Below are 26,810 nucleotides of genomic sequence, written 5' to 3'. Positions count from 1 at the left end.
TTCACACGGAACGAAACACCATGCCTGAACTCAGCTCTCGAATTGCCGGCTTTCACAAACTGGGAATACAGGGTCGCCTGGATATTTTGAAAGAACGCTGCAATCTGGACCCGGAAACGGTCCAAGCCATGCTCAACACCGGCAATTTGCCCGCTGACACTGCCGATCATCTCATTGAGAATGTCATTACCACCATGAATATTCCGGTGGGCATTGCAACGAACATGAAAGTCGATGATAGTGATGTCCTGGTGCCGATGGCTACCGAAGAATCCTCGGTGGTTGCCGCGGTTTGTAATGCCGCCAGGCAGTGTTATGACAACGGCGGGTTCACCACGTCCATGTCGGGCTCTCAGATGATTGCCCAGATTCAGTTGGTTAACATCACCAATCCGCAATTTTGCAGAATCTCTATTCTGGAGCAAAAAGCGCAGATAAAGAAACTATGTGACGATTGCGACCCCATTCTGCTTTCATTGGGCGGCGGTCTGCAGGATATCGAAGTGCGAATCATTGACTCCAGTATCGGGCCTATGGTCATTACACACCTGATCGTTGACACGCGTGATGCCATGGGAGCCAACGCCGTCAATACCATGGCAGAGAAACTGGCGCCGCTGATTGAGCAGTGGACTGGCGGCAAGGTATATCTGAGAATACTTTCAAATCTTGCTGACCGGCGCCTGGCCCGGGCGCGTGCAACATTCACTTGTGATGCGATTGGCGGAGAAGCAATCCGCGACGGCATTATGAGCGCCTACCATTTTGCCGAATCGGATCCTTATCGTGCAGCAACCCATAACAAGGGCATCATGAACGGCGTCTCGGCCGTCGTCCTGGCTACCGGCAATGACACGCGCGCCGTGGAAGCCGGCGCTCACGCTTATGCCGCACGTAATGGACACTACTCAAGCCTGACACACTGGGAAATCAACAAAACCGGGGATCTGGTCGGCAGCATCGAAATTCCAATGGCCGTAGGCCTGGTTGGCGGGGCAACCAAACTGCATCCTATGGCAAAAGCCAATCTGCAAATACTTGGCGTAAAGAGCGCAAGTCAATTGGCCCGAATTATTGCTGCTACAGGACTGGCACAAAATTTTGCCGCATTAAAAGCATTGGCAACGACGGGCATTCAAAAGGGACATATGGCCTTGCATGCTCAAAATGTTGCCATGATGGCCGGAGCAGTTGGACAGCAAATTGATCAGGTGGCCAATGCCTTGATCGCTCAGGGAACCATACGGATAGACGTCGCGCAGAGCATACTTCAGGATCTCAAGACCGGCTGATCAATCGCGTCCTGGCACACATCGCTGGCGTGCCAGGACAACGCTGATTGATTTTACGACTGTTGATTGACCACTTTCGGTGAAAGCGCATTGCCGTGATATTTTTTATAAATATCATTAAGCTTGCCGTTTTTCAGGTTTTCAAGAATCCACTTATCCAGCCATGCCTTGAGTTCGGGATTGTTTTTCGGCATGGCAATACCCAGCATGAATTCATGCTGGACAAATTTTATCTCAAAGGGATTGCTGGTCTGCTTCTTGTTTATTTCCGCAACAATAGGCCATTGGGAAGAGACTGCCTGAACCTGCCCTGATACACCGGCGGTCACCAGTGTAGCGTCATCCTCGAAACGACGAATATTGGCGTCCTTCGCATTCTTGGTCACATCGGCGTCATTGACCGTTGCGCGCGTCACGCCCAGGCGCAGGCCCTTGAGGTCGGCATAGTTCTTGATTTGCACATCCTTGGGCGCAGCGACAATGGTCTGCAGCGACGCATACGGAACAGTGAAATCCACCACTTTGGCGCGCTCAGGCGTAATCGACAGGCTCGAGACCGTCAGGTCTGCCTTGCCGGTCTGAATGCTGGGAACCCGCGCCGCGTTGGTAATTTGCACCAGATCCAGTTTGACACCCAGATCCTGAGCCAGCAGTTTGGCCGTATCTACATCCGAGCCTTCGGGTTCCATATTGGCATTGGCATAGCTGAACATGGGCACACCCATTGCGACGGCCACGCGGATCGTGCCATTTTTCTTGATGGTATCCAGGGCATCGGCATGGCTGGCCGCACAAACACCCATCAGGCCCAGACCGAGGCCGAGCGTTTTCACTGTCTGCATTAATTTCATTTGTCGTCCTACCTTTTATAAATATAGTGAACTGCGATGAACTGCTATAACCCGGTGCCAATAAACTGCTGCAGCTCACGAGTTTGTGGGTTGGTCAGGATTTCCGGGCCACCGGTTTCCCATACCATGCCCTGATACATATAAATTACCTTGTCGGCAATTCTGCGAGCGAAAGACATTTCGTGGGTGACCAGCACCATCGTCATTCCCCCTTTGGCCAGATCTTCGATCACCCGGAGCACCTCACCTGTCAATTGCGGATCCAGTGCGGAGGTCACTTCGTCAAACAGCATCACTTTGGGTTCCATGGCCAGCGACCGGGCAATCGCCACTCGTTGCTGCTGGCCGCCCGACAGCTGTTCCGGATAGCTTTCTGCCTTTTCGGCGAGGCCCACTTTTTCAAGTACGTACTGCGCCTTGCGGCTACATTCGTCGCGCGATAGTTTGCGCACATGCTTTAACGCAAGCATGATGTTTTGCCGGACTGTCAGGTGGGGAAACAGGTTGTAGCTCTGGAACACGATGCCCACATCCTTGCGCAATTGGCGCAGGTCGACCGTACCCGTACCAAGCTCATGCCCGCAGACCGAGATGGAACCGCTGTTAATGGTCTCCAGATGATCCATGCAGCGTAGCGCCGTACTTTTGCCCGAACCGCTCTGCCCGATGATCGCCACGACCTGGCCGCGCTCTATTTCAAATGAGACGCCCCTGAGCACCTCGTTCTCTCCGAATTTCTTGTGCACATCCCGCACATCAACGATTGCCGACATTCAGTTTTCTCTCCATGGCCCTGCTCCATAGCGACAATGGATAACAGAGCACAAAATAAAAGGCGCCCACCAGCACGAAAACCAGAAATGGCTGGAACAGCGAGTTATTGATAATCTGACCGGCGCGCGTCAGTTCCACGAAGCCGACAACCGATGCGAGTGATGTCAATTTGATGACCTGCACCAAATAACCTACCGAGGGCGGCAATGACATACGCAATGCCTGTGGAATAATCACAAGAATCAGCGATTGCCAGCGCGACAGGCCCAGGCACTCCGATGCCTCCCATTGGGTTTTCTCTATGGCCTGCACGCTGCCGCGCCAGATCTCACCCAGAAATGCGCTCACATGAATCATCAGCGCGATGGCCGATGCCACCAGTGGCGCGACGTTGATGCCGAAAATGCCTACTCCGAAATAGACAATAAAGAGCAGAACCAGCAAGGGAATGCCCTGAATAATCTGAATATAAGCAGATGTGATCACTCGGACCGGTTTGTGAACCGAGACGCGTGCCAGCATTACCGCGAATCCCGCCAAAGAGCCAAGCGCAAATGAAATAAGTGACAACACCAGCGTCCAGCCCACGCCCTTGAGCAGATACAGCAGCTGTACAGTAGAAAATGAGTCCATGGTTACCCCCTGATCGTCACTGCGGGCAGCTTGCGCGACACCGCCTTTCGCTTGCGGGCGGCCGCATTGCCCATGGAGGCCGAACGACGCTGCGCCTGGGCAATAACACGCTTGCGCCGAAACAGCAGTTGCTCGGCCAGCCAGAAAAGCACCCGCAATACGACCGCCAGCAGCAAGTAAAGGGCAGCAACCACGATGTAGGATTCCAGCGAGAGAAACGTTTCCGACTGCACATTATTGGCCACCGCAGTAAGCTCCTCGGTGGAGATCTGTGAGGTGATGGACGACATCAGCATCATCAGAATGAACTGGCTCGTAATGGATGGGTACACTTTCTCAAAGGCCGGAAGCATAATGACATGCCAGTAGATGCGAGGCCGGGACAGCCCAAGACATTCGGCGGCCTCAATCTGCCCCCGGGGGATGGCGTCCATGCCGGCGCGGATGATCTCCGAAGAATAGGCGCCGACATTGATGACCATGGCAATGACCGCAGCCACCGCGGCCGGCATCTGCAACCCGATACTGGATAGCCCGAAATAGAAAATGAATATTTGCACCAGAAACGGCGTATTGCGAATCGTCTCAACGTAGACCGCACAAACACGGTTTATCCAGCGGTACCGGCTGCGAGTGCCGATCGAGCAAAAAATACCGATAGCCAGGCCAAATACCGTCGAGGCCAGGGTCAGCTCAAGCGTCAGCAATGCGCCTTCAAGAAACGTATGCCAGTAAGGAAGCAGACCCGCGAAATTAAAATCATACCGCACTTATATCTCCCATCCACGCCGGCCGGTTTTATATAGTCCAGCAGTCATTGGAATTACTCAAACGGGCCCTGGGCGGTGAACGCGCCCCCTTGATAGACGGTCACGGGATCATCGGCTGCAGGCATGGGCTGACGCTCAACCTGCTCGCGGAATATTTCTGAGGTATCCTGCGCCACAAAGTTAAGCCTGGCTGCCAGGTGATTGGCCCACCACACCTGCTTGTTATCGGACATGCCATACACAATCGTATGCCCCACTTTCTCAGTTACCAGCGCGCAACGAATGAGTTCGGTCAAATCGCGGGCACTGATCCAGGTGTGCATCATGCGCCGGTCTTTCGCAACCGGAAAGCAGGATCCGATACGGATGCTGACCGTTTCAATGCCATAACGATCGAAATAGAAACTGGCCATTTCTTCGCCATAGGCTTTGGATAAACCATAATAGCCATCGGGTCGGCGCGGCACGCCGGCATCAATGACTTGATCCTGCCGGTAAAAGCCGATGGCGTGATTCGAACTGGCGAAAATCACCCGTTTGACACCATGACGTCGAGCGCCTTCATAGATATGAAACACGCCCTTGATATTTGCTTCAAGGATTTCTTCAAAAGAACGCTCAACCGAGACCCCGCCCATATGCACGATGGCATCGCAGCCGGCCACCAACTGCTCTACCGACGCCTTGTCGGCCAGATTGCAAAGAATGAGCTCTTCACCGGTTTCCGCCTGAGGTTTGTCAGCAGGAGCAATGATGTCCGACAGCCTTATGGTGTCGGCAAAGGGTTTCAGAGTTTGGCGCAGCACGCTGCCCAGTCCACCGGCAGCACCGGTTAACAATAGGCGTTTAAAGGGTTTTGTCTCTGGCACGAATATTCCAACTGAAATACAGCGTTTATTTATGAGCCTCATTGTTGTATGTTATCTGACATCTTTAAATTGTGGTTTACCCTAAAAGCAGCCACAAAAGTGTTTCAGACTCTCGCCTGCCAACACGCTACTGGTGACACGCCTCCATGATTTTTTGAGCGCGCAGCAGCAAGGGCTTGTCTATTAATTTTCCGTCTACGGCAATCGCACCGCCACCCTTTTCTGCCACTGCCAATATCACCTTTTCGGCCCAGGCAATGTCTGCCGGCTCCGGCGCAAAACCAGCGTTCACAGCTTCAATCTGCGAGGGATGGATACACAGTTTTGCTCCGAATCCGAATTTTCGCGATTGTGATACGTCGCGCTTGAGTTGCTCCTCATTACGAAAGTCGACGCTTACCCCGTCAATGGGCGGCGCGACGCCGGCCAGCCTGGATTGCAGAACCAGCGAGGTGCGCACAAAGTTCAATTGTTCTCCATCCTCGGCAATACCTGCATCAATGCAAAAATCCACAGAACCAAAAGCCAGTCTGGATACGCGAGCCACAATCGCGATATTGCGCGCACTATCCCATCCGGCTACCGTTTCAATCAGAGGGATCAGCTCCTGATCCGGACGCAGCATGTCAGATAGCGCTGTCACTGCCTGAACCTGCTGCGCTTTCGGTAACATGACTCCCGCAATAGACGGGTCGCGCAGCAAAGCGCAATCGCGCTCGTACCAGGGGGTATTAACATCATTCACCCTTATGAACAACCGCGGCAGGCCGGCCAGATTACGTTTGCGCTGAAGCCAGGTGCCGATTGTCGCAAGGGCAAGGTCTTTGTTCTCAGGCGCAACGGCATCTTCCAGGTCAAGAATGACTACACTGGCTTTCGTACCCATGGCCTTGTCAAAACGCTCGGCACGGTCCCCCGGCACGAACAGATAGCTTTTGTCTCTCATTTATCCCCCTGAAAATGTCTTTTGGTCCTGCCCAGCAAGATGATTGAAGCGATGGTGGGCAATAACAACGACAAAAAGCCGTAACCGAATCCACCTGTCGCCTGTGATACCAGGCCGATGGCCGGAGGCCCTAAAACGACGCCCAGATAAGTGACCGCCAGCGTAGCACCAGTGACCGAACCCGATTTCCCCTCGGGCGCACGCCTGGCCACTTCTGCCAGATACACGCCGTTCCAGCCAATGGCAGTGGCACCGAAAACGGCAAACACAAATATGATCCACCACTGACTTGAATCGGCGTCAATATAAAAGACGCCAACGGCAGACAAGAGCATGCCAGCAGCCAGCAGCAGCAACATGCTCCAGGTGGAAAAGAAATTATCAGCCAGATAACCCCACAAAATCCTCCCGATCACGCCTGCTGCCTGGGAAACTGACAGAAAAACCCCTGCCAGAACTAGCGACATGCCAACCTCGTTATGCAGGAAGGTAATGGCATATGTCATTAACGTGAGCTGGCATACAGAAAAGCAAAAGGAACATACGGCCAGCGTCCGCAAGACAGGAACGCGATAAATCGTTCCAAGCGCACCAAAGAACTCTTCCCTGAAAGAGCGTCTGATGCCGGTTGCGTCCGGCTCCCAGGAACGTGGAGCAAAAAGCGACACCACCGCGCAAAAGAACAGCACCACGCAAACAACACCCAGGGCGCTATGCCAACCGACCATTTGCTCCAGGCTGGGCATGATCATGGCGGCCAGCACCCCACCAAGCGGCACACCGGTTTGCTTGATGGAAAAAATCAGGCTCAGCCGGTGCATGGGCGTATTCTTAATCAGTATCTGCGAGCTGCACGGCGTTACCGGACCATATCCAAGACCGATGAAGACGCCGGCCAGCGCGAGCGTCCACACAGACGGAGCCATCACGAACAGTGTCAGGCCGGCGGCCGAAGACATCAGACACAAGGCGCTTAGCCGAATCGGACCTACCATGGTCAGCATCGCGCCTGCGCTCAGGCTGCTTAACATCGCAGACAGATAGGCCACCGCAATATAAAAGCCGATATAGCCGGCAGGCACGCCCAGCTGATCTGACAGCACGGGCGCCATCACTGGCGGCACCAGCAGCACCATGGTCGCCAGCGCCTGAATGGTCAATGTCAGGATAAGCACCATCCAGCCTGCGCGACTATCCTGTTTTTTTCGGATAGGGTTGGACTGATTATTCGTTGTTGTGTTTGTCATAGCCCACTCGTCTGCAAGAAATCGTTATGCCTGACCACGCCATTCCCGATTAAAAACAGAATGGTAGCTGTAGCGATCTGCGGCATGCGTGCTGACGGACACCTCGATAAGTTCGCCTTTTCGATTGCGATATTTTCTGACGATCCTCAAGCTCGGACCGCCAACCCGGGACTGCAATTGCGCAGCCTGGCCTCGGGTCAGGCAAATCGCCTGGATTTCCTGCTCGACAGTTGCAATGGTTTCGCCAAACTGGTGTTCGATGTTCGAGTGAATAGCCTCGTGCTGCTCACCCATGACGCCGCGAATAGACCGAAACGCCGGATGAATCCAGATCTCGGTCACACAAATAGGCAAAGGACTATCGCTCACAAACCGTTTGCCCTGCAAATGCAGCCAGGTTTCTCCGGCCGTGCCTTGCACCAGTTCACTTTGCGCCTCGCTCAGGGAAACGATCTCCTGTTTCTCAATGACAAGTGTCGTATCGGTGGCATATTGATACAGATCGGAAATGCCCGCCATGTTCTGGCTGTATGCACTGTTGGCCTTGTTAGAAACAACCTTGGTGCCCACACCCGGCTGACGCGTGACCAAACCCGACTGAACCAGCTTTTTCAATGCTTCCCTTGCCGTAAAGCGGCTGATGCCGAACTGCGTGCATAACTCCTGTTCGGTCGGCAGCAGATCGCCGACAGCGTACTTGCCATCGGCAATTTCGGCGACCAGCGTCTTTGCCAATTGCATATATCGGGGCTGGCTGGTATTGAGCAACGAATCGTGAATAGTGTCAGCTGACCTGGCCATATTCCACCTGCCTCAAAAAACTTCTATTATAGTGAGCTGGCATTGGCAACTTTGCTAAATCACTGCGCTTTCCAGGAAAGACTGAATCTGTGCATCGCTATAACCCAACTCAGTCAGCAGTGCCTGATTATCCTGCCCCATCGCGGGCGCAGCCTGCACAGGATGCGGACCGGCCCGCACTGGCGAGGCAATCGCCCGCACTTTCGCGCTCGGATGCGCCAGCTCCAGAATACGTTCCTGTTCATGAATAAAATCATTGTCCAGCGCCTGTGCCACATCGTAAACGGGCGCCGCTGGTACCTTGCCGGCAAATCGGGTCATCCAGTCCTGGGTCGTATGGTGCGCCAGCACGCTTTCAAGTTCCTGTTTCAACAGATCGCGATTGGCCAGCCGGCTTTTGAAGTCCTTGTATCGGTCGGCGGCGATCCACTCAGGCTGCTCAATGGCTCGGCAGAGTACGCCCCAGAATTTCTCTTTATTGCACATCAGGAAGATCCAGCCGTCGGCCGTCTTGTAGAGCTGGCTGGGTGTGAGCGAAGGATGGCTTGAGAACTGTTCGCGCTTGAGCGAGAAACCTTCATTGAGGTACCAGGTGCCCACGTAAGCCAGATTATGGATGGCTACATCATACAGGCTGACATCAATATCGCGACCGATACCGGTTGCACGTGCACCCAGGATTCCGGCCAGCAAGCCCATTGCCGCCGTGGTGCCCGTCATCAGGTCGATAATGGACAAACCCATGCGACTTGGTGGTCCTTGTGGTTCTCCTGTCAGGGACAGATAACCGGCTTCGGCCTGCATCAGATAATCGTAGCCCGGCCAGGATTTTCTGGAACCCTGCCGCCCATAAGCGGACAGATGACCGCAGACAATCTGCGGATTCAGATGTTTGAGGTCCTCGTAGGTCAGCCGCAGCTTCTCGGGCAAATCACCACGCAGATTGTTGAATACCGCTGCGGCATTGCTGACCAGTCGATGCAGGATTTGCATACCCTGTTCCGATTTCAGGTTCAACGTCATACTACGCTTGTTGCGATTGAACGCCTGGTAAAAGTGGCTGTCATTCTCGTCAAAATAGTAAGGCCCCACATGCCTGCCGACATCGCCACCATCGGCCCGGTTCTCAATCTTGATGATTTCCGCGCCAAGATCGGCCAGGTGCTGGGTGCCAAACGGGCCTGCGCCGTATTGCTCGACCGCAATAATGCGTACGCCGGCCAGCGGCAGTCCCGCTGCCTGGCTGTTTTCTGTACTGCCGCTCATACCCGATTCCTTTCGATCATTTGTTTGGCGATAATGATGCGCTGCATCTCGTTGGTGCCCTCGCCGATAAGCAGCAAGGGAGCATCGCGATACAGTCGTTCGACGTTATACTCCTTGGAATACCCATAGCCGCCAAAGATACGCATCGCCTCGAGCGCATTCTCCATGCCGGCTTCGGTCGCAAAAAATTTGGCCATACCAGCCTCGGCGTCGCACCGTTCACCTTTGTCATACGCGGCAGCGGCTGAATAGACCAGCAGGCGGGATGCCTCCGTGCGAGTGGCCATTTCTCCCAATTTCAGTTGTATTGCCTGATGTTCACAGATCGGCTTGCCAAACGTTTTGCGCGTTTGCGAGTAGGCCAATGCTTCTGAGAGCGCGGCCTGCGCCACGCCCAGGCCACGTGCCGCCACATTGATCCGGCCCAGCTCCAGGCCATTGAGAATCTGCTGCAATCCCTTGCCTTCGACGCCGCCAATAAGACGCGAAGCATCTACTTCGTAGTCATCAAAATTGAGCGCGCAGGTATCAATACCCTTATAGCCAAGCTTTTCCAGCTTTTTGCTGACAATAAACCCCTTGCCTTTTTCTGCAATAAGCAGGCTCATGCCGCGGTGTCGTGGGTTCGCCTGCGTATCGGTCTTGACCAGGAGTGCCAGGCAGTTGCCATACATACTATTGGTGATCCACATCTTGGCGCCGTTCACAACATACTTGTCGCCCTGTCTGCGCGCCACCGTTCTGATCGCTTGCAGGTCCGTACCGCAGTCCGGTTCGGTCAGCCCCACGCCACCACGCAGCTCCCCGGTGGCAAAGCGCGGCAGAAACTCCCGTTTCTGCTCCTCGGTGCCGTTACGCTGTACGGTCATTGCCATGATGACGTGTGAATTAATGATGCCTGAAATGGACATCCAGACCGCAGACATGCGCTCAATAATTTTGGCGTAGGTCACGGTGGACAAACCAAGTCCGCCATATTCCGGAGAAATCAGGCAGCCAAATAGCCCCATCTCTTTCATTTTTTCAACAATCTCTTCGGGATAGATATCATCATGTTCCAGCTTGTGGACATGCGGTTGAACCTCTACCGCCAGGAAGCGGTCCAGCATGTCCAGAATCAACTGCTCCTGCTCGGTATCGTATGCGTTGGCTGTATGCATTACTTCTGCGCTCCCTTGCTCATGCCGTTCATCACTTCACGGGCGTTATGTTTTTCAATATTCCGAATCAATGACTCAACCTGGTCGATTGCGTCAGCCTGTAGCACAGTCGCCGCATTCTCGCGGAATTTGACGACGATTTCTTCGTTGGTAATAGGTCGCGTATCTGCACCGCGATTGATATGTTCACGATGCGACAGTCGACGCCCGTCCTGCAACTCCACGATGACTTCGCCGGAGTAATATTTGGGGAAATCGGCATCGGGATCTGCCTGACTTTCGACTTTCTCGGCGATGGCAAGTGTGGTTGCGTCGGTGTACGCGGCCTCTTCAAGTGCGTCCAGACCAAAACGGCCGTAGCGCAAGCCTGTTGCCACAGAATATGGAATACTAAATTGCGCCTCGTAGGCATTGGCCGGCTTTTTCTTGTTTTCAACCGGTTCGCACACCGTTTTCATAACCCCGGCAGGCACCTTTGCCACAATCCGGGCAATCTCCTCCAGCGCCAGGTCTTTATGCAATACCGCGGCGGCATCAACACTGGCATGGGTAAAATGACACGCAGGAATTGGCTTGATGGCCACATTCATCAATTCCCATACGGTACCGATGGTATTGATGCTCTCTTGCAGGCCATCCAATTGAAATTGCTTGCCCAAATGACTGGCAAACAAGCCGAATCGTCCTTCATAAGTTTCTCTGGGTCCGACAAATCCGTTTTTTGCCAACGTAGCTGCCGTAATGGCGCATTGCGCTGCCCATCCGGGGTGAATTCGCTTGGTCCAGGCCCCGTCCTGCAGAAATTCCATGCTGCCGGCTGCAAAAGACAAGGTGATGCCCTGCGCATGCGTCAACTGCGCTTCGGTCAGGCCAAGTAGCCAGCCTGCAGCCGCGGTGCAACCAAAGGCCCCGATCAGGCCCGTAGGGTGAAACCCGACCTGGTGAAACTCACCATGCGCTGCGGCTCCCAATCTTGTGGCCACTTCGATACCCAGCACATAGGCGGTAAGCAGATCCTGCCCGGACGTATCCTGTTTGTAGCCCAGCGCAGTTACTGCCGTGATAACCGACGCGGTGGCGTGAATGATCCCGCTCGGGTGTGTATCATCGTAATCCAGCCCATGAATCAACAGACCGTTCATGACAGCCGCATCCCGCACGGGCAGACGCGCATCCATGCCAACAACCGGAACGTCGCCAGTCGTCCCTTCGCTCAGCATTTGCAACCCGTCAAGCGTGTGTCTGGAAAAATCAAAACGGGTAGAGGCAAATGCAATGCCGAAAGCATCCAGAATCAGGTGCCGTGCCCGTTCGCGCACTTGCTGTGGGATGCCATCATAATTGAATGCTTTGCTCTTGTTGCTAATTATCTGTGAAATCGTAGTCATAGCTTCCTCTTCAGTTTACTTGTGCACCGGACAGGTCCACGGCGACTTTCCATTTCTTTATTTCGTCTGAAATGTACTGACGAAAGGCTTCGGGATCCTTGAGCACCGCCTCGGAACCCAGCCCATTGAGCACTTTGATATTTTCCGGCGACTTCCAATGGCCTTCGAGCGCCTTGTACAGCGTATTGATAATTTCAGGCGGAGTGCCTTTGGGCGCGCCCAGCCCAACCCATGCCGGCGTTTTCAGATCGCCAATGCCAGCCTCTTTGGCTGTTGGCACCTCCGGCACGGCAGCATTGCGTCTGTCGTTAAGGGTTGCCAGAATACGGATATCACCACGCCGTGCGACCGGTAGCAATGCTGGCCCCGTATCAACCATTGCCTGAACATGCCCGCCAATCAGATCGGCCACAGCGGGCGGGCTGCCCTTATATGGCACGTGGCGAATATCCATATCCTGATTGTGCTTAAGCAGTTCCATGGCCAGATGACTGGTCACACCACTGCCGGCAGACCCGTAATTGAGCTTTCCCGGATTGGCCTTCACGTAGCTGATGAATTCGCTGGCCGTTTTTACAGGCAGTTTCCCGTTCACCGCAAGAAACAATGGCACTTCCGACAGCTCGGTAATCGGCTCAATGTCCCGCAACGGATCGTAGGCCAGCTTGGTATACAGACTGGGATTGATTGACAACGTACCGCTGGACCCCACCAGCAACGTATAGCCATCAGGTGGCGCACGCACCACGTCCATAGTGCCGATAATGCCCGATGCACCTGGCTTGTTTTCAACATAGACAGACTGCTTGAGCGATGTCTCCAGCGCCTTTGCTGCCAGCCTGGCCACAATGTCCGTTGCCTGCCCTGCAGGAAAACCGACAATAATCCGTATCGGTTTTTCCGGGTAGGCGGCCAGCGCCGGGGTGGCATGCAATACTGCCAGGGACAGCGCCAAGACGCCCCCAATCAATTTTTGTCTCATCTCTATCCTTTAAGTGGTATGGCTGGCCGCTGTGTTTGTTGTTTGTCTGGCCGTGGTTTGCGCCAATACTGCCGCTGATATCAGCCGGCAACCGTTTCTGATTGCGGTTTGCGACCGACCAGAAAGCTGCGTTCAAATACCATGATCTGTTCATCGCGCTGATTAAAGGCCTTTGTCCGGACCGTCACGATACCCTGATGCGGTCTGGACTTAGATTCCCTGACCTGCAGCACTTCAGACTCTGCATACAACGTATCGCCGGCAAAAACCGGATTGGTCAATTGAATATCTTTCCAGCCCAGATTGGCGATGGCCTGCCCGCTGACATCATTTACCGACATGCCCAGCACAATGGCCAGTGTCAATCCGCTACTGACCAGCAGCTTGCCAAATTCACTTTTTTTGGCAAATGCCTCATCGCAATGCATGGGGTGATAATTCATGGTGAGCAGAGAAAACTGGATATTGTCGGCATCCGTCAGCGTTCGCCCGGGCCGGTGTTCGTATATATCGCCAAGCGTGAATTCTTCCAGATAGCGTCCGTAACGGGCGCGAAAGCGATTGGGTGCGATCTGTTCAGGCGTGAGCATATTATCTTCTTTATATGTTTGTCCGTACAATATGAAATAATCATAAGATCATTTTTATTTTGTGTCAATATTTTTGTCCGTAACGACGACCTAATGACCCGAAATAACGGGAATCTCCACCGACAGTAGAGCTGTAAGTCCGCAATAGAAAGCCCCGAAGAAGATGATGCATCAATTTTAAAACGCACCCGCTCTTGCGGAAATTGACAGAACAATCGATTAATGTCACCATTTATACGGACAATATATCAAACCATATTTAATGAAATTGACAGACGATATAGTCAGCCAATCACTGGCACTTTCCATTCCTCTAAAACAATAATCCCATCCGGAGACAGACATGAATAAATTGCATTACAGGTTGTTGGCTTCGCTCTGGCTTTTTCCCTTTGCAGTCACTGCCCAAGCATACGACTTTAGCGGCAAGCCAATCACAATTGTGGTTCCATATAATCCTGGAGGCGGTACCGATACCATTGCCCGCAGGCTATCGAACCAGTTGGCCAAACAGTTGAATACAAATGTCATTATCGAAAACAAGGCGGGGGCAGACGGCATTATTGGCACCTCTGCGGTCGTGCGGGCCAAACCCGATGGGCATACCTACGCGCTCGTAGTCAATACCCATATTGTCAATCCCCTGTTTCACAAAACGATGCCGTATGACACCTTCAAGGATCTAACCGGCGTGACAATGATTGCCAAATCGCCGCTGGTGCTGGTGGTTCCCAAAAGCCTGGGCGTGACTACACTGGACGAACTGATAAAACTCGTTAAGAAAGCGCCTGGAAAATATGCTTACGGCAGTTCTGAAAATTTCACAAAACGGGTAGGCGCCAGATTCGTCAAGGAACTGGAGCTGGATATGATCAACGTACCCTATAGCGGCGGCGCCCCGCTGATGACCGATGTCGCAGCCGGCACCACCACCCTGGGGGTCGGCAGCATCCTGGCGGCGCATGCCTATATTTCATCGGGAAAGGTTGTGCCCATTGCACTGACCGGCGACAAGGCAGATGATTCCCTGCCTGGCGTCAAAACGCTCAAAGACCAGGGCATGAATCATTTTTCAATGTACGTCACTTATAGTTTATTTGCCCCGGCCAAGACACCGAAACCGATCGTACAGGCTATGCAGCAGGAAGTACGCAAGGCGGTCTTTGCCCAGTCAGTGAAGCAGGCTCTGCAAGCGCAGGTGGCCGAGCCGGTCGCCAACCCGGTTGAACAATTCAATAAAGAATTGCTCAGCGAGTACGCCCAGTTGGACCAACTGGCCAAAAGCATCGGCATGAAAGCCGGGGGCTGAACAGAGAGCGGGCCTGGCGCGGCCGATTGACGCGGCCGCGCCTTCTGGCACTGATCGTTCACGTTACAAGAAGCATAGCGACGTATGATAGCCAGCGCGCCTAGCGGGCCGTGATGCCGCCCTTGTTGGCAACCTGCTGCCATTTATGCTTTTCATTTTCCAGAAACTGTCTGAACGCGGCCGGCTTGTCCAGCGTCACCGTTGCGCCCTGCGCCTTGAGCTGCGCTGCGATCTTTGGATCCTGTGTTGCGGTCAGCAAACTATCGTTGATTTTCGAAACAATGGCAGCTGGCATATTTTTCGGGCCAAAAAAACCATACCAACTTAACGACTCAACTTCGGAGTGACCGGTTTGAGCAAATGTCACGGCATCCGGAAAGACATCCAGAGGTTTGTCTGCGGCTACTGCGATGACTTTAAGTTGCCCTGATTTGACATAGGGCAGCACCGTCAGCACGCTGGTTACGCCAGAATCCACGTGACCACCCACAATATCCACCATCAACGGCGATCCTCCCTTATACGGTACCGGCACTGCCTTTACCGCTGTTGCCTGACGGATCAGCTCTCCGGTCAACTGGGTCTGCCCTTCCGAATAGCCAATGCTCACATCCTGTTTCTTTCCCGCTTCGATAAAACCGGGCAGATCTGCGAATTTCCCGTCACGCTTTACTGCCAGGATAGACGGCGATACCGCAAACCGGGTGATAGGCGTAAAATCTGTCTGTGGGTCATAGGGCACGTTTTTGGTCAGAATTTTATTGATAATATGCGATCCCACGACCAGCATGATTTTGTATCCATCAGGCCGGGCACGCTTGATTTCGGCCGATCCGATAATACCGTTGGCGCCGGCCTTGTTTTCCACAACCACGGTCTGCTTCCATATTTCAGACAGCTTGGCGCCGATCATCCGGGCCAGAATATCGGTGCCGCCTCCGGGAGAATACGGCACCATCAGTACAACGGGTTTTTCTGGCCATTTGTCTACATCCTGGGCAATTGCGGCCGCTGGCGCGGCCAGCGCGCATACCAGGGCTGTCTTCATTAATAATTTCATGTTGTCTCCTTCTCCTTTTCGGATGAATTATTGTGCGCTATCGAGCTCTCTATATTTGTCATCAAAGTCCCATACCTTCTGGAACCCCATCAGCTTGCTGAATGCTTCAAAGTCAGCCAGCTCTGTATACCCCAGCGAATCACCAGTCTTGTTCAAATGCCCGTAAGCGGCCTGCAGCGCCCGCCCCATTGCCAGAAAGCCAAGCCCAGGGTGAATGGCCAGCGAAAAACCCATCTGCTCCAGCTCCTGTGCCGTTGGCTGTGGGGTTTTTCCGCCTTCCACAATATTGGCCACCAGCGGCACATCAAATCGGCGGCCAATTGCTTCCAGTTCATCGCGCGACTCAGGCGATTCTACAAACAGCACGTCAGCGCCGGCGTTCAGATAACACTCTGCACGACGCAGCGCTTCATCCAAACCCAGCGAGGTACGCGCATCGGTTCTTGCAATGATCAGAAATTCACTCCGAGTGCCTCGCGTGTCAACAGCGACCTGGATTTTTGCCGCCATTTCACTTGCGCCAATCACTCGACGCCCTTTGGTATGACCGCATTTCTTGGGGAATTGCTGATCTTCCAACTGGATACCGGCGGCACCAGCCCGGATATAACCCTCGACGGTATGCGCCACATTGAGCAGCCCTCCATATCCGGTATCGCCATCGCAGATAATCGGTGTTGTTGTCGCTGAACAAAACGCCTGCACCCGGTTGACCATGTCCGAATAGGTTGCAAGACCGGCATCGGGCAGTCCCAGATAAGAGGCGACCGTTCCGTACCCGGTCATATACAGGCATGGGAATTTGAACTGATCGGCTATTTTCAGGGACACCAGATCGAAAATACCGGGTGAGACCACTAGCTCTTTTTGATTGAGCAATGTTTTGAGTGAGACTGCCTTGTTCTGCATGGATACTCCTTTTGTTAACCAAAGTTGTGATTGTCAGCGCCCTGCCGATTCAACCTGCGATGCCAGTCGTGATTTCACGGCATTTTTTGCTGCCAGGATATGGTTGAGCATTACGCTTTCGGCCCAGCATCCATCCCTGGCGCCTGCGGCCTGCACGATTTCGTAATGATGATCGTTGCTTCTGTTGGTCTGCTGCGGCGTGAACTGGCGAAATGTCCAGATCACCAGCGGCAACTCCACCAGATTGTTCAGAATGGCAACTGCGCGCGGATTACCGGACGCCATCAAGAGCGTGTTATGAAATAGGTGATTGGCCTGGGTGCGCTTTTGAATCGCCACCTCGCCCGCCGTATTGGAATAACGGGCGAAATCATCCGCATACCCTTGGAGAGCCAGCAGTTGGGTCGTATCGAGCCTGTCAACTGCACAACGCGTCAGGTATGGCTCCAGTCTCACCCGAATATCAAAAATGTGTTCCAGATCGGCCAAAGACCATTTGGCCACGCGGACACCCTGATTAGGTATATTTTCCAGCCATCCTTCAGAAATCAGGCGTCCAAATGCCTGTCGCAGGGGTGTACGACTGACGCCGTACTTGCGGGCAACGGCAACTTCCTTGATTCGTTCACCGGGTCCGTAGACCTGGTTCAGGATGTCCAGGCGCACGCCCTGATAGGCAATTTCGGTGGAAGACATGGATATTCCTCAAATATCAAAAATCGATTGATTTTCAATATTGTATACATTATCGAGAAATATACGACTTTTTTTCCTATAAATCTATTAATTATTAATTTTTGTATACAAAATGACAAAGAGACGCGTTGCAATGAATGGCGGGTGGATAGCGGGCCCCGCCTGCGCGACAGACCCCGCCTTGTGCTCAGTTCTTTGTTTGCAGACTCTCCCGGGCCAGATCCAGACCAAGCTTGCCTTCGGTGCGGGCAAACTGAACAAACTCCTCCTGGCTGGCAGACGGGTTGACCTCTTCAAAGTTTGCCGTCAAGTTCTTTTTAACAGCCGGCTCAGCCAGGACTTTGCCGGTAGCTGCAAATAGCGTTTCAATAACGGACCTGGGTGTGCCAGCCGGAACGAAAATTCCCCACCAGTTGGTGATGTCGTATCCTTTGAGCCCGGACTGATCAATGGGTTTATATTGGCTGATCACACTGGAAGGCGTCTTTGAAGTAATCGCCAGCCCTTTGACTTTGCCGGTATCGATCATCGCCTTGGCCGATGGCGCCGTCGCAAACGATATGTCGGTGTCCCCGGCAGCCACCGACTGGGTCGCCGGCGCGCCTCCCTTGAATGGCACATGCAACAGGTTGCGGCCCGACAATCTCAGAAATTCAACGCCTGCCAAATGAGTAATGACACCGTTACCAGAAGAGGCAAAGGTCAGCTTGCCCGGCTCCTTCTGCGACTTTTCCAGCAGATCCTGAACACTACCTATGCCTGACTTCTTGCTGGCAATAAGAATCATGGGCGACGTGGTAAGCCGACTGACCGGGATGAAACTATCCGGTGTATAAGCCACTTTGTACAACACGTTGTCGCTACCCATGACACTTGAATTACCCATGAAAATTGTATAACCATCAGGCTTGGCCCTTGCTACATGGGCTGCAGCAATAGTGGAGCCTGCACCTGGCCTGTTCTCTACAATGACCGGCTGCTTCAGGGTTTTGGCCAGATAGTCTGCATAGACTCGCGCTACGTTGTCGGCACCGCCACCTGGCGGAAATCCGATAACAAGTGAAATCGGCTTGTCAGGATATCCTGCCGCCTGGACGTTTGTGCTCAGAGCCAGTAAGCTTGCCGCAATCCAAATCGCTTTTTTTCCAATCATGTTTGTCTCCTGATACGGTTTGACCTTCGTTGTAATCGCTTCTTTATGAGCGCCACTTTATTAGTGCTTCTTGTTAGCGCTTCTTGTTAGTGCTTCTTGTTAGTGCTTCTTGTTTATCGCTACTTTATTGTCGTTTAACGCCCGGTAAACACGGGGGAACGCTGCTCCCTCCAGGCCGCGGCGCCCTCTTTCATATCCTGCGAACTCTCAGAGCGCAATACGGCTTGGGTAATTTCCTCTGTTCTTATTTCCTGTCGGGCGATCAAATTCAAGTGCTTTTTGATTCCCAGCAGGGCTTGCGGCGCCATGGCAGCAAGATGGGACGAAAGCTCATCAGTACGCAACTGCAGGCGCTCTGCCGGCACCAGCTCGGTAAGAAACCCCATATCCAGCATTCGGGCAGCATCGGCTTTTTCAGCTGTCAAAAACAGATACTTCGCATTATTCAGACCCAGACGCGAAATATAGCGCTGCATGCCGCCTGGGTAAAAATGCAGGCCGAATTTCACAGCCGGCATAAACATATTGACACGGTCTGTACCCAGACGAAAATCACAGGCCAGGCACAGATCTGTACCACCGCCGTATACGCCTCCCTGAATGGAGGCGATAGTGACTGCACGACACTGTTCTATGGCATCGACCACTTCACCGAAATACAGCGAGCTGGGCGCTTCTTCGCTAGCCAGAGAGGAAATGTCATAGCCGCTGCAGAAATATTTTCCTGATGCAATCAGACGCAGCACCAGAACGCCTTCGCTATCGTTGACCGTTGCAATATGCTGTTCGATCGCTTTGAGGTCAGCAGGCGACAAACGGTTGGCATACTCGGCTTTGTTCAGTTGCAGTGTGGCTATCGCACCCTCGACGTGCAGGGTTGGCGTTTGCAAGTCTTCTGTCATGATCACGACCTTTTTAATTTTGCCTGTCGGCCTGGTACAAAACGCCGTCGGCAATCAATTGCTCGACCTGGTCCCTGTTCATCCCCATGTCAGCGGCTACCCGCAGGGTATCCTGCCCGAAAACAGGCGGAGACGAAACAACGCTATTGCTATCGTGATTGCTCATATGCACGGGCAAGGCCACTTGCCGCAACTGCCCCAGACGAGAATGCTCGACTGTCTGAACCAGATTACATGCCAGAACCTGCTCATCGCGGAAAACATCTTCCAGCGTATTGATGGGTCCGGCAGGAATGCCCTGCTCAATCATGATCGGTGTCCAGTGCATGCGCGGATGCTGTTTGAGCGCGCCCTCAAGAATATCCTTGAGCGCATGGCGATTTTTCATTCGATCTGCATTTCGCACAAAACGCGGATCGGCGACCAGTTCATCCAAATTCAGGACGGAACACAGGCGCACCCACATATCCTGCGTGGCAGGCGCCAGATTGATCGGGCCGTCGCTGGTTTCAAAGGTGCCGTAAGGCGCGATCACCGGATGAACGTTACCGCAAGGTTGCGGCACCTCTCCCACGCTCAGATAGCGCTGCCCCTGAACCGATAGCAGGCTTAGCAGACTGGCCAACAGTGACGTTTCCACGTGCTGCCCCTGTCCGGTCGATTTCATCTCGATCACCGCCGCCAGTACGCCGATCACCGCCCACATCCCGGCTGTCAGGTCGCCGATAGCAGTACCGACCCGTGTCGGACCCGATTCGGGTGTGCCGGTCAGACTCATGAAGCCAGAGTACCCTTGAGCAATCTGATCAAAGCCGGCCCAGTTTTTTGCCGGGCCAGTGCTGCCGAATCCTGAAATGGAGGCCATGATCAAAGATGGCTTGTCCTTGCTGAGCGACTCAAATGACAGACCCATGCTGGCCATGGTGCCCACTTTGAAGTTTTCCACGACGATGTCCGACTGCTGAGCAAGCTGCCGAATAAAAGCCAGCCCTTCAGGCTTGCGAAAATCAACGCCTATGCCCTTCTTATTTCTGTTGGCGCTCAGATAATAGACACTGATATCCTCGTCGAACGGCCCCCACTGGCGAATCATATCGCCATTAGGCGTGGGTTCAACCTTGATTACCTCCGCGCCAAGATCGGCCAGAGTCATGGTGCTAAACGGTCCGGACAACGCGCGGGTTAAATCCAGGACGCGCAAACCGGCTAATGGTCTTGTCATGATTGTCTCCTTTTGCATGCTATTCTATGCAATAAGATTTTCCAATCAAAATACTGTTTATTTATCGTACGATCATTTTTTCTTATTGCTATTTTTCTTATCGACGCACGACATCAGCATGCAAGGACGAGGCCGCCATGAACACACGTCAAATGCGCTATTTCATCAAGGTGTTTGAATTGGGAAATATGACCAAGGCAGCGGCCACGCTGCATATTGCGCAACCTGCCCTGACACAGCAGATACATCTGCTCGAGGCAGAATTGGGCGTCACTCTTTTTTTGCGATCTACGCGCGGCGTCAAGCCGACAGAAGAAGGCACCCTGCTTTACAAACATGCCCAAACCATCGTGCGTCAGATTGACAATACCAAGGCAATATTACATCGGCACGATAACCCAGTCAGCGGCACAGTCTCCATTGCGTTAGCTTCCAGTACGGCACGCATGCTGGCGCTGCCCCTGATCCATCAGGTCAAGCAGCGCTACCCGTCAGTAATTCTGGAGATTGTCGATCTGCCCAGCGCCGATCTGACCCGTCAGGTTCTCCAGGGACGGGTTGACTTTGCCCTGACGCCGGATCAGCAGGAAATCAAAGGCATGGTGCTCAAGCCGTTTCTGGTTGAGGAATTGCTGCTGTTGTTGCATGCACAGACAAGCATTAAAAAACGTCGCGTCAATATCGAAGATATCAAGGATGTCCCTCTGATTCTGCCCAGTTTGCCCAACCGTTTGCGCTCACGGATCGATCACGCCTTCCTGGAGCGACGCCTGCCGTATGAGCTGATCGCAGAGGCCAGTACCTCTGCGATCCTGATTCCCGCGGTCAAGAACGGGCTGGCTGCGACCATTCTTCCATATTCCGCCGCCCACGAAGAAATCCATGACGGTACAATCACTATGCGGCGGTTCGATTTTGAATTTTTCCGCGAAATTTTCATTTGCCATACAAATAACATCATGCGCAATGATGCCGTCGATTGCGTCATGGACGAATGCGAAAAAACGGCCGCAAGCCTGATCGCAAAAAACGTCTGGAAACATACCAGATTGCTCTAAGACAGCCTGCCGCAACCCCTAACCCATAACCCGAAATTCACTTCATGCCGGATATTATGAAACCAACCTTAACCGCCATTTGCGAACAGCTTGAAGCCTTTGCCAAAGCCCGCGACTGGGATCAATACCATTCGCCCAAAAATATAGCCATGGCGCTTTCGGTGGAAGCGGCAGAGCTGGTCGAAATATTTCAATGGAAAACAGAAGCAGAATCGGCCACACTAAATGAACAAGACCAACTGGCAGCCAGACATGAAATTGCCGATGTGCTGCTGTATCTGCTGACCATCAGTCGGGTCCTGAACATTGACATTTTGCAGGCCGCCCAGGAAAAATTGGAACTGAATGCCCAAAAGTATCCAGTGAAAAAAAGCAAAGGCAGTGCAAATAAATATGACAAGCTCGATGACTGAAGGCAAACCGGGTTCCGGACCTGCGCATCATCAGCACGCACAAGTGGGGGCTGATGCGGATATGGACGTGTTTGTGCCGTGGATGAAAAAATGGAACCTGGTCCAGGACGGCAAGCCCATTGCGACCCCGGGCAGCAGTCTGCTGCCGGTGAAAATGAACAGCGCCATGGCAATGCTCAAGATTGCGCGCGATGAGCACGAAATACGCGGCGGCAAAGTGCTGCAATGGTGGGATGGCCATGGTGCTGCCAGGGTATTTGCCCGTAACGCCAATGCCTTGGTAATGGAACGGGCCCGGGGCAGGCAGTCCCTGATGCATATGGCATTGCACGGCCAGGACGACAATGCCAGCCGTATTGCCTGCGACACGGTGGCGCAATTGCACGCCCACGCACGGCGCGTTTCGGGCCGACTTCAATTGGTTCCATTACAACTGTGGTTCGCAGACCTGTTCGCAGCGGCCGGTAGCAACCCGGTGCTACAACAATGTGCAAATGCCGCGCATCGGCTGCTGGCCGAGCCCGAAGAGATAACCGTACTGCATGGCGACATCCACCACGACAATATTCTGGATTTTGCGGATCGTGGCTGGCTGGCCATCGACCCCAAGGGGCTACTGGGCGAGCGGGGCTTTGACTATGCCAATCTGATTCTGAACCCCGACCTGCCCACCGTGACCGACCCGGTTCGCTTTGCTCGCCAGGTTCAAGTCGTATCGCAGGCAGCCAACCTGGATCGTCACCGCTTGTTATGCTGGGTCTTGGCGTTTGCCGGCCTGTCGGCGGTCTGGTTCATCCAGGACGCAAACGAAGCGCAGGCGCAACAGGACCTGAACGTAGCGCGCCTGGCAATACAGGCCCTGTCACTGAGCCCGAATTGACTCGCGCGCCGCTTATTCATTCCAGCGTAAAACCTGCCTTGATGCTGACCTGCCAGTGGGCCACTTTGCCGTCGACAACGTGTCCTCGCGTCTCGGTAACGGAAAACCACTGAATGTTCCTGACCGTCTCATTGGCTTTGGCCAACGCGTTGCTTACTGCATCTTCGATGCTGTTTTTTGATGAACCTGTCAGTTCAATATGCTTATAGACATGATCGTTCATGGCGCTGCTCCCTGTAGTATGGATAGGCACTTACCATGTTACGGCGATTAAACTATTTATGCAATTGGGCAGCACTCAATCTATTCGTTATTTTTATTGCTATTACAGCAGGCATCTGCCGAGTCAGTCTTCACAGCGACCTGCGCCGGATGCACCACACGGCCGATTCAGCGCAGGAAAGGCAACACACCACGTTCCGGGGATGGGCAACTTAGCAGTTTAGCGGCACTTGCAGCAATTTATCAAAAATATCCTCGCTGCCCATCTGCCCACCCTTTAACATGACGGCCAAGCCGTCCAGTGCAGGATTGTCGCTATGCATTGAGCAAATGGTTACTCCGGGCGACAATACACTTGCATAAGACAAGGCCCATACATCCAGTTGCGCGATTGCCTGGCTGGACGTATCACCACCCGCAATGCCAAGCTGTCCCAGGCGTATACCCTGCTCTGCCAACAACTGCAGCGTCGAATGTACAAACCGGGCCGTAGCCGCCGCCAGGTCCGCTGAATGTATTGCGCAGTCGCGCCCGTTTTGCTGGTCGACATAGGCCAGAACATGACGGTTAGCACTCAACTCATCACAAATGTGCTGACATTGTGCAGCCCGGTAGGCGGCATCATTCAACAACGAGCGCGCCTGCAGCGGCAGCTTTACATACCCATCGGCTGCCCGCACCTGCGCAGCGGTAACCGGAGACAGACTTCCCGCCAACACGAAGGTCGGACCGCCGTGTTCCGGGTGCTGCCTGTCTTCGATCACGTGGCCCGCAACGCTATCGGCGTGCGTGCCGACATTTTCTGCCGCCGCCACTGCCTGCAACACGACGCTTGAGCCCAGAACCAATGCTGTTTTATGGTCATTGGCAATACGCAGAATCTGTCGTCCGACGCTTGCAAGCTGCGTACTGTCAGAAACATCGAAGAGCACACCCGTGTCCATCTTCCCCGTGGCGCTGCCACAGCGTTCAATAGCCCGATCCACCAGCGCATCAAGCACGGCTGGTTGCTGTTGATATGCAGTATAAGGAATGCTAATGACATCGGCCATTGCCTGCGATTGCAGATGCAATCTCAGATCAGCTTCATCCATTGGTGTCACCGGGTGGCAATGCATGGTTGGGTGCCGGTCAATACGATGCACCTGGCCGCAATCTCCGGCAGCAGCAAAAAGATTGCCAAAGCAGCAGTAACGGCCAATATCGGGCTGACCACCCACAAACAGCGCAAACGGTGCTGGCACATAGTCGCCCAGGATCTTGACTGCCGCCCCAAGGCTACCCGTGTGCACGGCACTATCAAAGGTGGAACAACATTTGTAATGCAGCACCCGAACCTGCTGATCCTGGAAAAAGCGCCCGATCTTGGGCAGACTGGACTGCATCTGTTGCGGATTCATGCTGCGTGCCGTACCGGCTATTCCTATTGCTTGCAGTGGGCCGATACGCGCCAGTTGCGCGTCGGTGGGTACGTCCAGAAACAGGATGCTGCGCAGATTGGCGCGTGCTGCAACGGCCAGCGTATCGGTCGCCCCGGTAAAATCATCGCCATACCAGCCGAACGTCAGGCTCATGATTGCTTGTCGCCAAAAAACGCCAATGCAGCCTTCAGCTCAGGCATATTACAAGCGAAATCTTCCAGCGTTGCTCCTTCCTGCTGCGCTGCCCAGGCCTGGCGAAGGCTGACCACGCCGGCGGCCGCTCCCATAGGATGGGCCAAAATCCCGCCACCCGACATGAAGAGCAGGTCCTGGCTTTGAATCGACTGCCAGGTCACCGGAACCGTACCCGCCCACTGGCCCGAAGAAAATACCGGCAACACCCGGTCGTCGACCGTGTCGGACATGCGCGCCAGGGAGTCGGCTGCTGCACTTATCACCTCACTATCGGGCTGCGAGAATTTGCCCTGCAAGCCATGCACATGCATGTGATCCACCCCTGCCAGGCGCCACATCGTCTGATATGGCTGATATGCCATTCCAAGCAACGGGTGCCGCGAGACAGCTCCAAAGCCGTTACGATGACCATGGATAGCTAGCGGCGTACTCTTTCTGAGGCTTTCAATTGCAGAGAACCCACAGTAATTGAGACTGGCCATCACGCAGGTGCCTTCTTCCTGCGCCACCAGGTCTGCGTGACGCCGCATGGAATCCAGATCATCGCTGATATTGAACGCCATCATGACCTTTTTGCCGGTGCGCTGTGCATGCTCACGAATGACGGCCATCACCGCAGGTACGCGCTGGGCCAGCGGTGCATGGTCCGGATTGGCGCACACTTCATCATCCTTGATGAAATCAACGCCCGCCTCGCACAAGGTTTTTACCAGCGCTGCCGTTTGCGCTGCGCTCATGCCGACATTTGGCTTGATAATTGTGCCGACCATAGCGCCGGCAGCCACACCAATACTGGCGCGCGTGCCGGCAATGCCCAGGCCAGGCAAGGCAAACCGCATACGAAATGACGCGGGGAGCGTCAGCGACTCAAGACGCAGGCCGGTCACTTCTCCCAAGTCGTAAAGATTGCCCGAGACCGTTGCGGCCAACGTGGCCAGGTTTGCGCCAAAGTTGGCTATCGGAAATGAAATATCAATGTGGGCACGACGCCATGGGCCGTGAACACCTCTGCGTTCGAGCCAGGCATTGGGCAGACTGGGCGCTTCGCCGGCAGGCAACTCGTGAACCGCAGTTACCGTGGCACGAGCTCGGTCTCGCAACTCATCGGTTTCACCAGCAACACGGGTAAAGGTCCCGCAGGACTGCTCGCCCGCCATGATCTGGGCCACTTTGGCCGGATCAAAAGGCGTTTCCACCACATACCGGGCTTGTACTGCAGTATCGCTCATAATGTATCCAGGTCTGGAAACGGCCGGATGGCCTGTTGGCCATTCCAGCCTTCCGACGTCGCACGAATCAGGTCAAACAGACGGCCCTTGGGGCCGGCTACTTCCGACAGTTCGATGACTGTGCCCGGATGATATTCAGTATCAAAATAGATGAACCTGCCCTGTTCGCCCACTTCTCCGCTCATGCGTGGTTTGAAACCCTGCTTGAGCAACCGTTCAAGATCGGCATCATAATGCTCGGTCCAGTAAGCAACATGTTGCAGGCCGGTGCGACCCGCTTGCAGAAAATCGCGGTACATTGACGGAACGTCGTTGCGCGTTTGTATCAGCTCGACCTGCACGAAACCGGAATTGGCCAGCGCCACTGAATTATGCGGCTCGTAGGTCTGGCCGTCATATTGATAGTTGCGGATCGGCACCTTCGGGTTGTAATACCACGGGCCCACGCCCAGCGTGTTGCTCCAGTAAGCCATTGCCGCTTCGATATCGTCGACAACATATCCCAGCTGACGAATTTCGCCAAAGAATGTACTCATATTGTATTCCAGCTTTTTGATAAAAATGATGCCTGC

At 53.8% G+C, this 26,810-nt stretch carries 28 protein-coding genes; 5 read left to right on the top strand and 23 right to left on the bottom strand.

Annotation, left to right across the window (positions count from 1 at the left end):
- Window positions 1-20: 20 nt before the first annotated feature.
- The gene (locus EV681_RS05115) at window positions 21-1,292 is read left to right on the top strand and encodes a hydroxymethylglutaryl-CoA reductase, degradative (RefSeq protein WP_128395679.1); all 1,272 of its coding nucleotides are present in this window, start codon (window positions 21-23) and stop codon (window positions 1,290-1,292) included.
- Between the two features lie 53 nt (window positions 1,293-1,345).
- Here the strand turns inward: EV681_RS05115 and EV681_RS05110 are convergent, their stop codons facing one another.
- The 13 genes from EV681_RS05110 to EV681_RS05050 form a co-directional block, all read right to left on the bottom strand.
- Complete coding sequence (locus tag EV681_RS05110) at window positions 1,346-2,143, bottom strand: transporter substrate-binding domain-containing protein (RefSeq protein ID WP_165392946.1); 798 nt, start codon at window positions 2,141-2,143, stop codon at window positions 1,346-1,348.
- 44 nt (window positions 2,144-2,187) lie between these two features.
- Window positions 2,188-2,916 (bottom strand): amino acid ABC transporter ATP-binding protein, encoded by a 729-nt coding sequence (locus EV681_RS05105; RefSeq protein WP_128395678.1) that lies wholly within the window; start codon window positions 2,914-2,916, stop codon window positions 2,188-2,190.
- A complete protein-coding gene (locus EV681_RS05100) occupies window positions 2,900-3,550 on the bottom strand; it encodes an amino acid ABC transporter permease (protein ID WP_128395677.1) in 651 nt (216 codons plus the stop codon). The genes EV681_RS05105 and EV681_RS05100 overlap by 17 nt, the downstream gene beginning before the upstream one ends.
- A gap of 2 nt (window positions 3,551-3,552) precedes the next feature.
- Entirely contained in the window at window positions 3,553-4,320 is a 768-nt protein-coding gene (locus tag EV681_RS05095; protein WP_130303452.1) for an amino acid ABC transporter permease, read from the bottom strand.
- A 53-nt stretch (window positions 4,321-4,373) separates the two neighbouring features.
- Entirely contained in the window at window positions 4,374-5,231 is an 858-nt protein-coding gene (locus EV681_RS05090) for an NAD-dependent epimerase/dehydratase family protein (RefSeq protein WP_130303451.1), read from the bottom strand.
- Window positions 5,232-5,316: 85 nt separating this feature from the next.
- Window positions 5,317-6,135: an HpcH/HpaI aldolase/citrate lyase family protein gene (locus tag EV681_RS05085; RefSeq protein ID WP_130303450.1), complete on the bottom strand. Its 819-nt coding sequence runs from the start codon at window positions 6,133-6,135 to the stop codon at window positions 5,317-5,319.
- Complete coding sequence (locus EV681_RS05080; protein ID WP_128395673.1) at window positions 6,132-7,382, bottom strand: MFS transporter; 1,251 nt, start codon at window positions 7,380-7,382, stop codon at window positions 6,132-6,134. Before EV681_RS05080 ends, EV681_RS05085 begins: the two co-directional genes overlap by 4 nt.
- A 24-nt stretch (window positions 7,383-7,406) precedes the next feature.
- Window positions 7,407-8,183, bottom strand: coding sequence for a GntR family transcriptional regulator (locus EV681_RS05075; protein WP_130303449.1), 777 nt, complete (start codon window positions 8,181-8,183; stop codon window positions 7,407-7,409).
- Window positions 8,184-8,237: 54 nt separating this feature from the next.
- The gene (locus EV681_RS05070; protein WP_130303448.1) at window positions 8,238-9,449 is read right to left on the bottom strand and encodes a CaiB/BaiF CoA transferase family protein; all 1,212 of its coding nucleotides are present in this window, start codon (window positions 9,447-9,449) and stop codon (window positions 8,238-8,240) included.
- Window positions 9,446-10,609 carry an acyl-CoA dehydrogenase family protein gene (locus tag EV681_RS05065; RefSeq protein WP_130303447.1) on the bottom strand — a complete coding sequence of 388 codons (1,164 nt, stop codon included), beginning with the start codon at window positions 10,607-10,609 and terminating at the stop codon, window positions 9,446-9,448. Before EV681_RS05065 ends, EV681_RS05070 begins: the two co-directional genes overlap by 4 nt.
- On the bottom strand, window positions 10,609-11,997 hold the full coding sequence (locus EV681_RS05060) for an MmgE/PrpD family protein (RefSeq protein WP_130303446.1): 1,389 nt from the start codon (window positions 11,995-11,997) through the stop codon (window positions 10,609-10,611). Before EV681_RS05060 ends, EV681_RS05065 begins: the two co-directional genes overlap by 1 nt.
- A 10-nt stretch (window positions 11,998-12,007) precedes the next feature.
- The gene (locus EV681_RS05055; RefSeq protein ID WP_130303445.1) at window positions 12,008-12,979 is read right to left on the bottom strand and encodes a Bug family tripartite tricarboxylate transporter substrate binding protein; all 972 of its coding nucleotides are present in this window, start codon (window positions 12,977-12,979) and stop codon (window positions 12,008-12,010) included.
- An 80-nt stretch (window positions 12,980-13,059) separates the two neighbouring features.
- Window positions 13,060-13,569, bottom strand: a complete 510-nt coding sequence (locus EV681_RS05050; RefSeq protein ID WP_128395667.1) for a MaoC family dehydratase — start codon at window positions 13,567-13,569, stop codon at window positions 13,060-13,062.
- Window positions 13,570-13,912: 343 nt separating this feature from the next.
- On the opposite strand from EV681_RS05050, the gene EV681_RS05045 reads away from it, so the two are divergent.
- Window positions 13,913-14,878 carry a Bug family tripartite tricarboxylate transporter substrate binding protein gene (locus tag EV681_RS05045; protein ID WP_130303444.1) on the top strand — a complete coding sequence of 322 codons (966 nt, stop codon included), beginning with the start codon at window positions 13,913-13,915 and terminating at the stop codon, window positions 14,876-14,878.
- Between the two features lie 100 nt (window positions 14,879-14,978).
- Here EV681_RS05045 and EV681_RS05040 read toward each other — a convergent pair whose 3' ends face one another.
- The 6 genes from EV681_RS05040 to EV681_RS05015 all read right to left on the bottom strand — a co-directional run bounded on the left by EV681_RS05040 (window position 14,979) and on the right by EV681_RS05015 (window position 20,820).
- On the bottom strand, window positions 14,979-15,938 hold the full coding sequence (locus EV681_RS05040) for a Bug family tripartite tricarboxylate transporter substrate binding protein (RefSeq protein WP_128395665.1): 960 nt from the start codon (window positions 15,936-15,938) through the stop codon (window positions 14,979-14,981).
- 27 nt (window positions 15,939-15,965) lie between these two features.
- Entirely contained in the window at window positions 15,966-16,847 is an 882-nt protein-coding gene (locus EV681_RS05035) for an isocitrate lyase/PEP mutase family protein (protein ID WP_130303443.1), read from the bottom strand.
- Between the two features lie 33 nt (window positions 16,848-16,880).
- Window positions 16,881-17,543, bottom strand: coding sequence for a GntR family transcriptional regulator (locus tag EV681_RS05030; RefSeq protein WP_130303442.1), 663 nt, complete (start codon window positions 17,541-17,543; stop codon window positions 16,881-16,883).
- A gap of 187 nt (window positions 17,544-17,730) precedes the next feature.
- Window positions 17,731-18,696 (bottom strand): Bug family tripartite tricarboxylate transporter substrate binding protein, encoded by a 966-nt coding sequence (locus tag EV681_RS05025; protein ID WP_130303441.1) that lies wholly within the window; start codon window positions 18,694-18,696, stop codon window positions 17,731-17,733.
- Window positions 18,697-18,830: 134 nt separating this feature from the next.
- A complete protein-coding gene (locus EV681_RS05020) occupies window positions 18,831-19,598 on the bottom strand; it encodes an enoyl-CoA hydratase/isomerase family protein (protein WP_130303440.1) in 768 nt (255 codons plus the stop codon).
- A gap of 13 nt (window positions 19,599-19,611) precedes the next feature.
- A complete protein-coding gene (locus EV681_RS05015) occupies window positions 19,612-20,820 on the bottom strand; it encodes a CaiB/BaiF CoA transferase family protein (protein ID WP_130303439.1) in 1,209 nt (402 codons plus the stop codon).
- Between the two features lie 137 nt (window positions 20,821-20,957).
- On the opposite strand from EV681_RS05015, the gene EV681_RS05010 reads away from it, so the two are divergent.
- The 3 genes from EV681_RS05010 to EV681_RS05000 are packed head-to-tail and all read left to right on the top strand — an operon-like array spanning window position 20,958 to window position 23,171.
- Window positions 20,958-21,878 carry a LysR substrate-binding domain-containing protein gene (locus EV681_RS05010; protein ID WP_128395659.1) on the top strand — a complete coding sequence of 307 codons (921 nt, stop codon included), beginning with the start codon at window positions 20,958-20,960 and terminating at the stop codon, window positions 21,876-21,878.
- A 56-nt stretch (window positions 21,879-21,934) separates the two neighbouring features.
- On the top strand, window positions 21,935-22,291 hold the full coding sequence (locus EV681_RS05005) for a nucleotide pyrophosphohydrolase (RefSeq protein WP_242612142.1): 357 nt from the start codon (window positions 21,935-21,937) through the stop codon (window positions 22,289-22,291).
- The gene (locus tag EV681_RS05000) at window positions 22,272-23,171 is read left to right on the top strand and encodes an aminoglycoside phosphotransferase family protein (protein ID WP_242612141.1); all 900 of its coding nucleotides are present in this window, start codon (window positions 22,272-22,274) and stop codon (window positions 23,169-23,171) included. Before EV681_RS05005 ends, EV681_RS05000 begins: the two co-directional genes overlap by 20 nt.
- Window positions 23,172-23,187: 16 nt before the next feature.
- Here EV681_RS05000 and EV681_RS04995 read toward each other — a convergent pair whose 3' ends face one another.
- The 4 genes from EV681_RS04995 to EV681_RS04980 form a co-directional block, all read right to left on the bottom strand.
- Window positions 23,188-23,394, bottom strand: coding sequence for a dodecin (locus EV681_RS04995; RefSeq protein ID WP_130303437.1), 207 nt, complete (start codon window positions 23,392-23,394; stop codon window positions 23,188-23,190).
- Window positions 23,395-23,605: 211 nt separating this feature from the next.
- Entirely contained in the window at window positions 23,606-24,967 is a 1,362-nt protein-coding gene (locus EV681_RS04990; protein WP_130303436.1) for a four-carbon acid sugar kinase family protein, read from the bottom strand.
- The gene (locus tag EV681_RS04985) at window positions 24,964-26,238 is read right to left on the bottom strand and encodes a ribulose-bisphosphate carboxylase large subunit family protein (RefSeq protein ID WP_130303435.1); all 1,275 of its coding nucleotides are present in this window, start codon (window positions 26,236-26,238) and stop codon (window positions 24,964-24,966) included. Before EV681_RS04985 ends, EV681_RS04990 begins: the two co-directional genes overlap by 4 nt.
- The gene (locus EV681_RS04980; protein ID WP_128395654.1) at window positions 26,235-26,774 is read right to left on the bottom strand and encodes a VOC family protein; all 540 of its coding nucleotides are present in this window, start codon (window positions 26,772-26,774) and stop codon (window positions 26,235-26,237) included. Before EV681_RS04980 ends, EV681_RS04985 begins: the two co-directional genes overlap by 4 nt.
- Window positions 26,775-26,810 lie beyond the last annotated feature (36 nt).

The sequence above is a fragment of the Advenella incenata genome (genome assembly GCF_004217095.1).
In the GTDB taxonomy this organism is placed as follows: Bacteria; Pseudomonadota; Gammaproteobacteria; order Burkholderiales; family Burkholderiaceae_B; genus Advenella; species Advenella incenata.
Note: the sequence above shows the minus strand (reverse complement) of the source record. Positions and strands in the feature narration are given on the sequence as shown.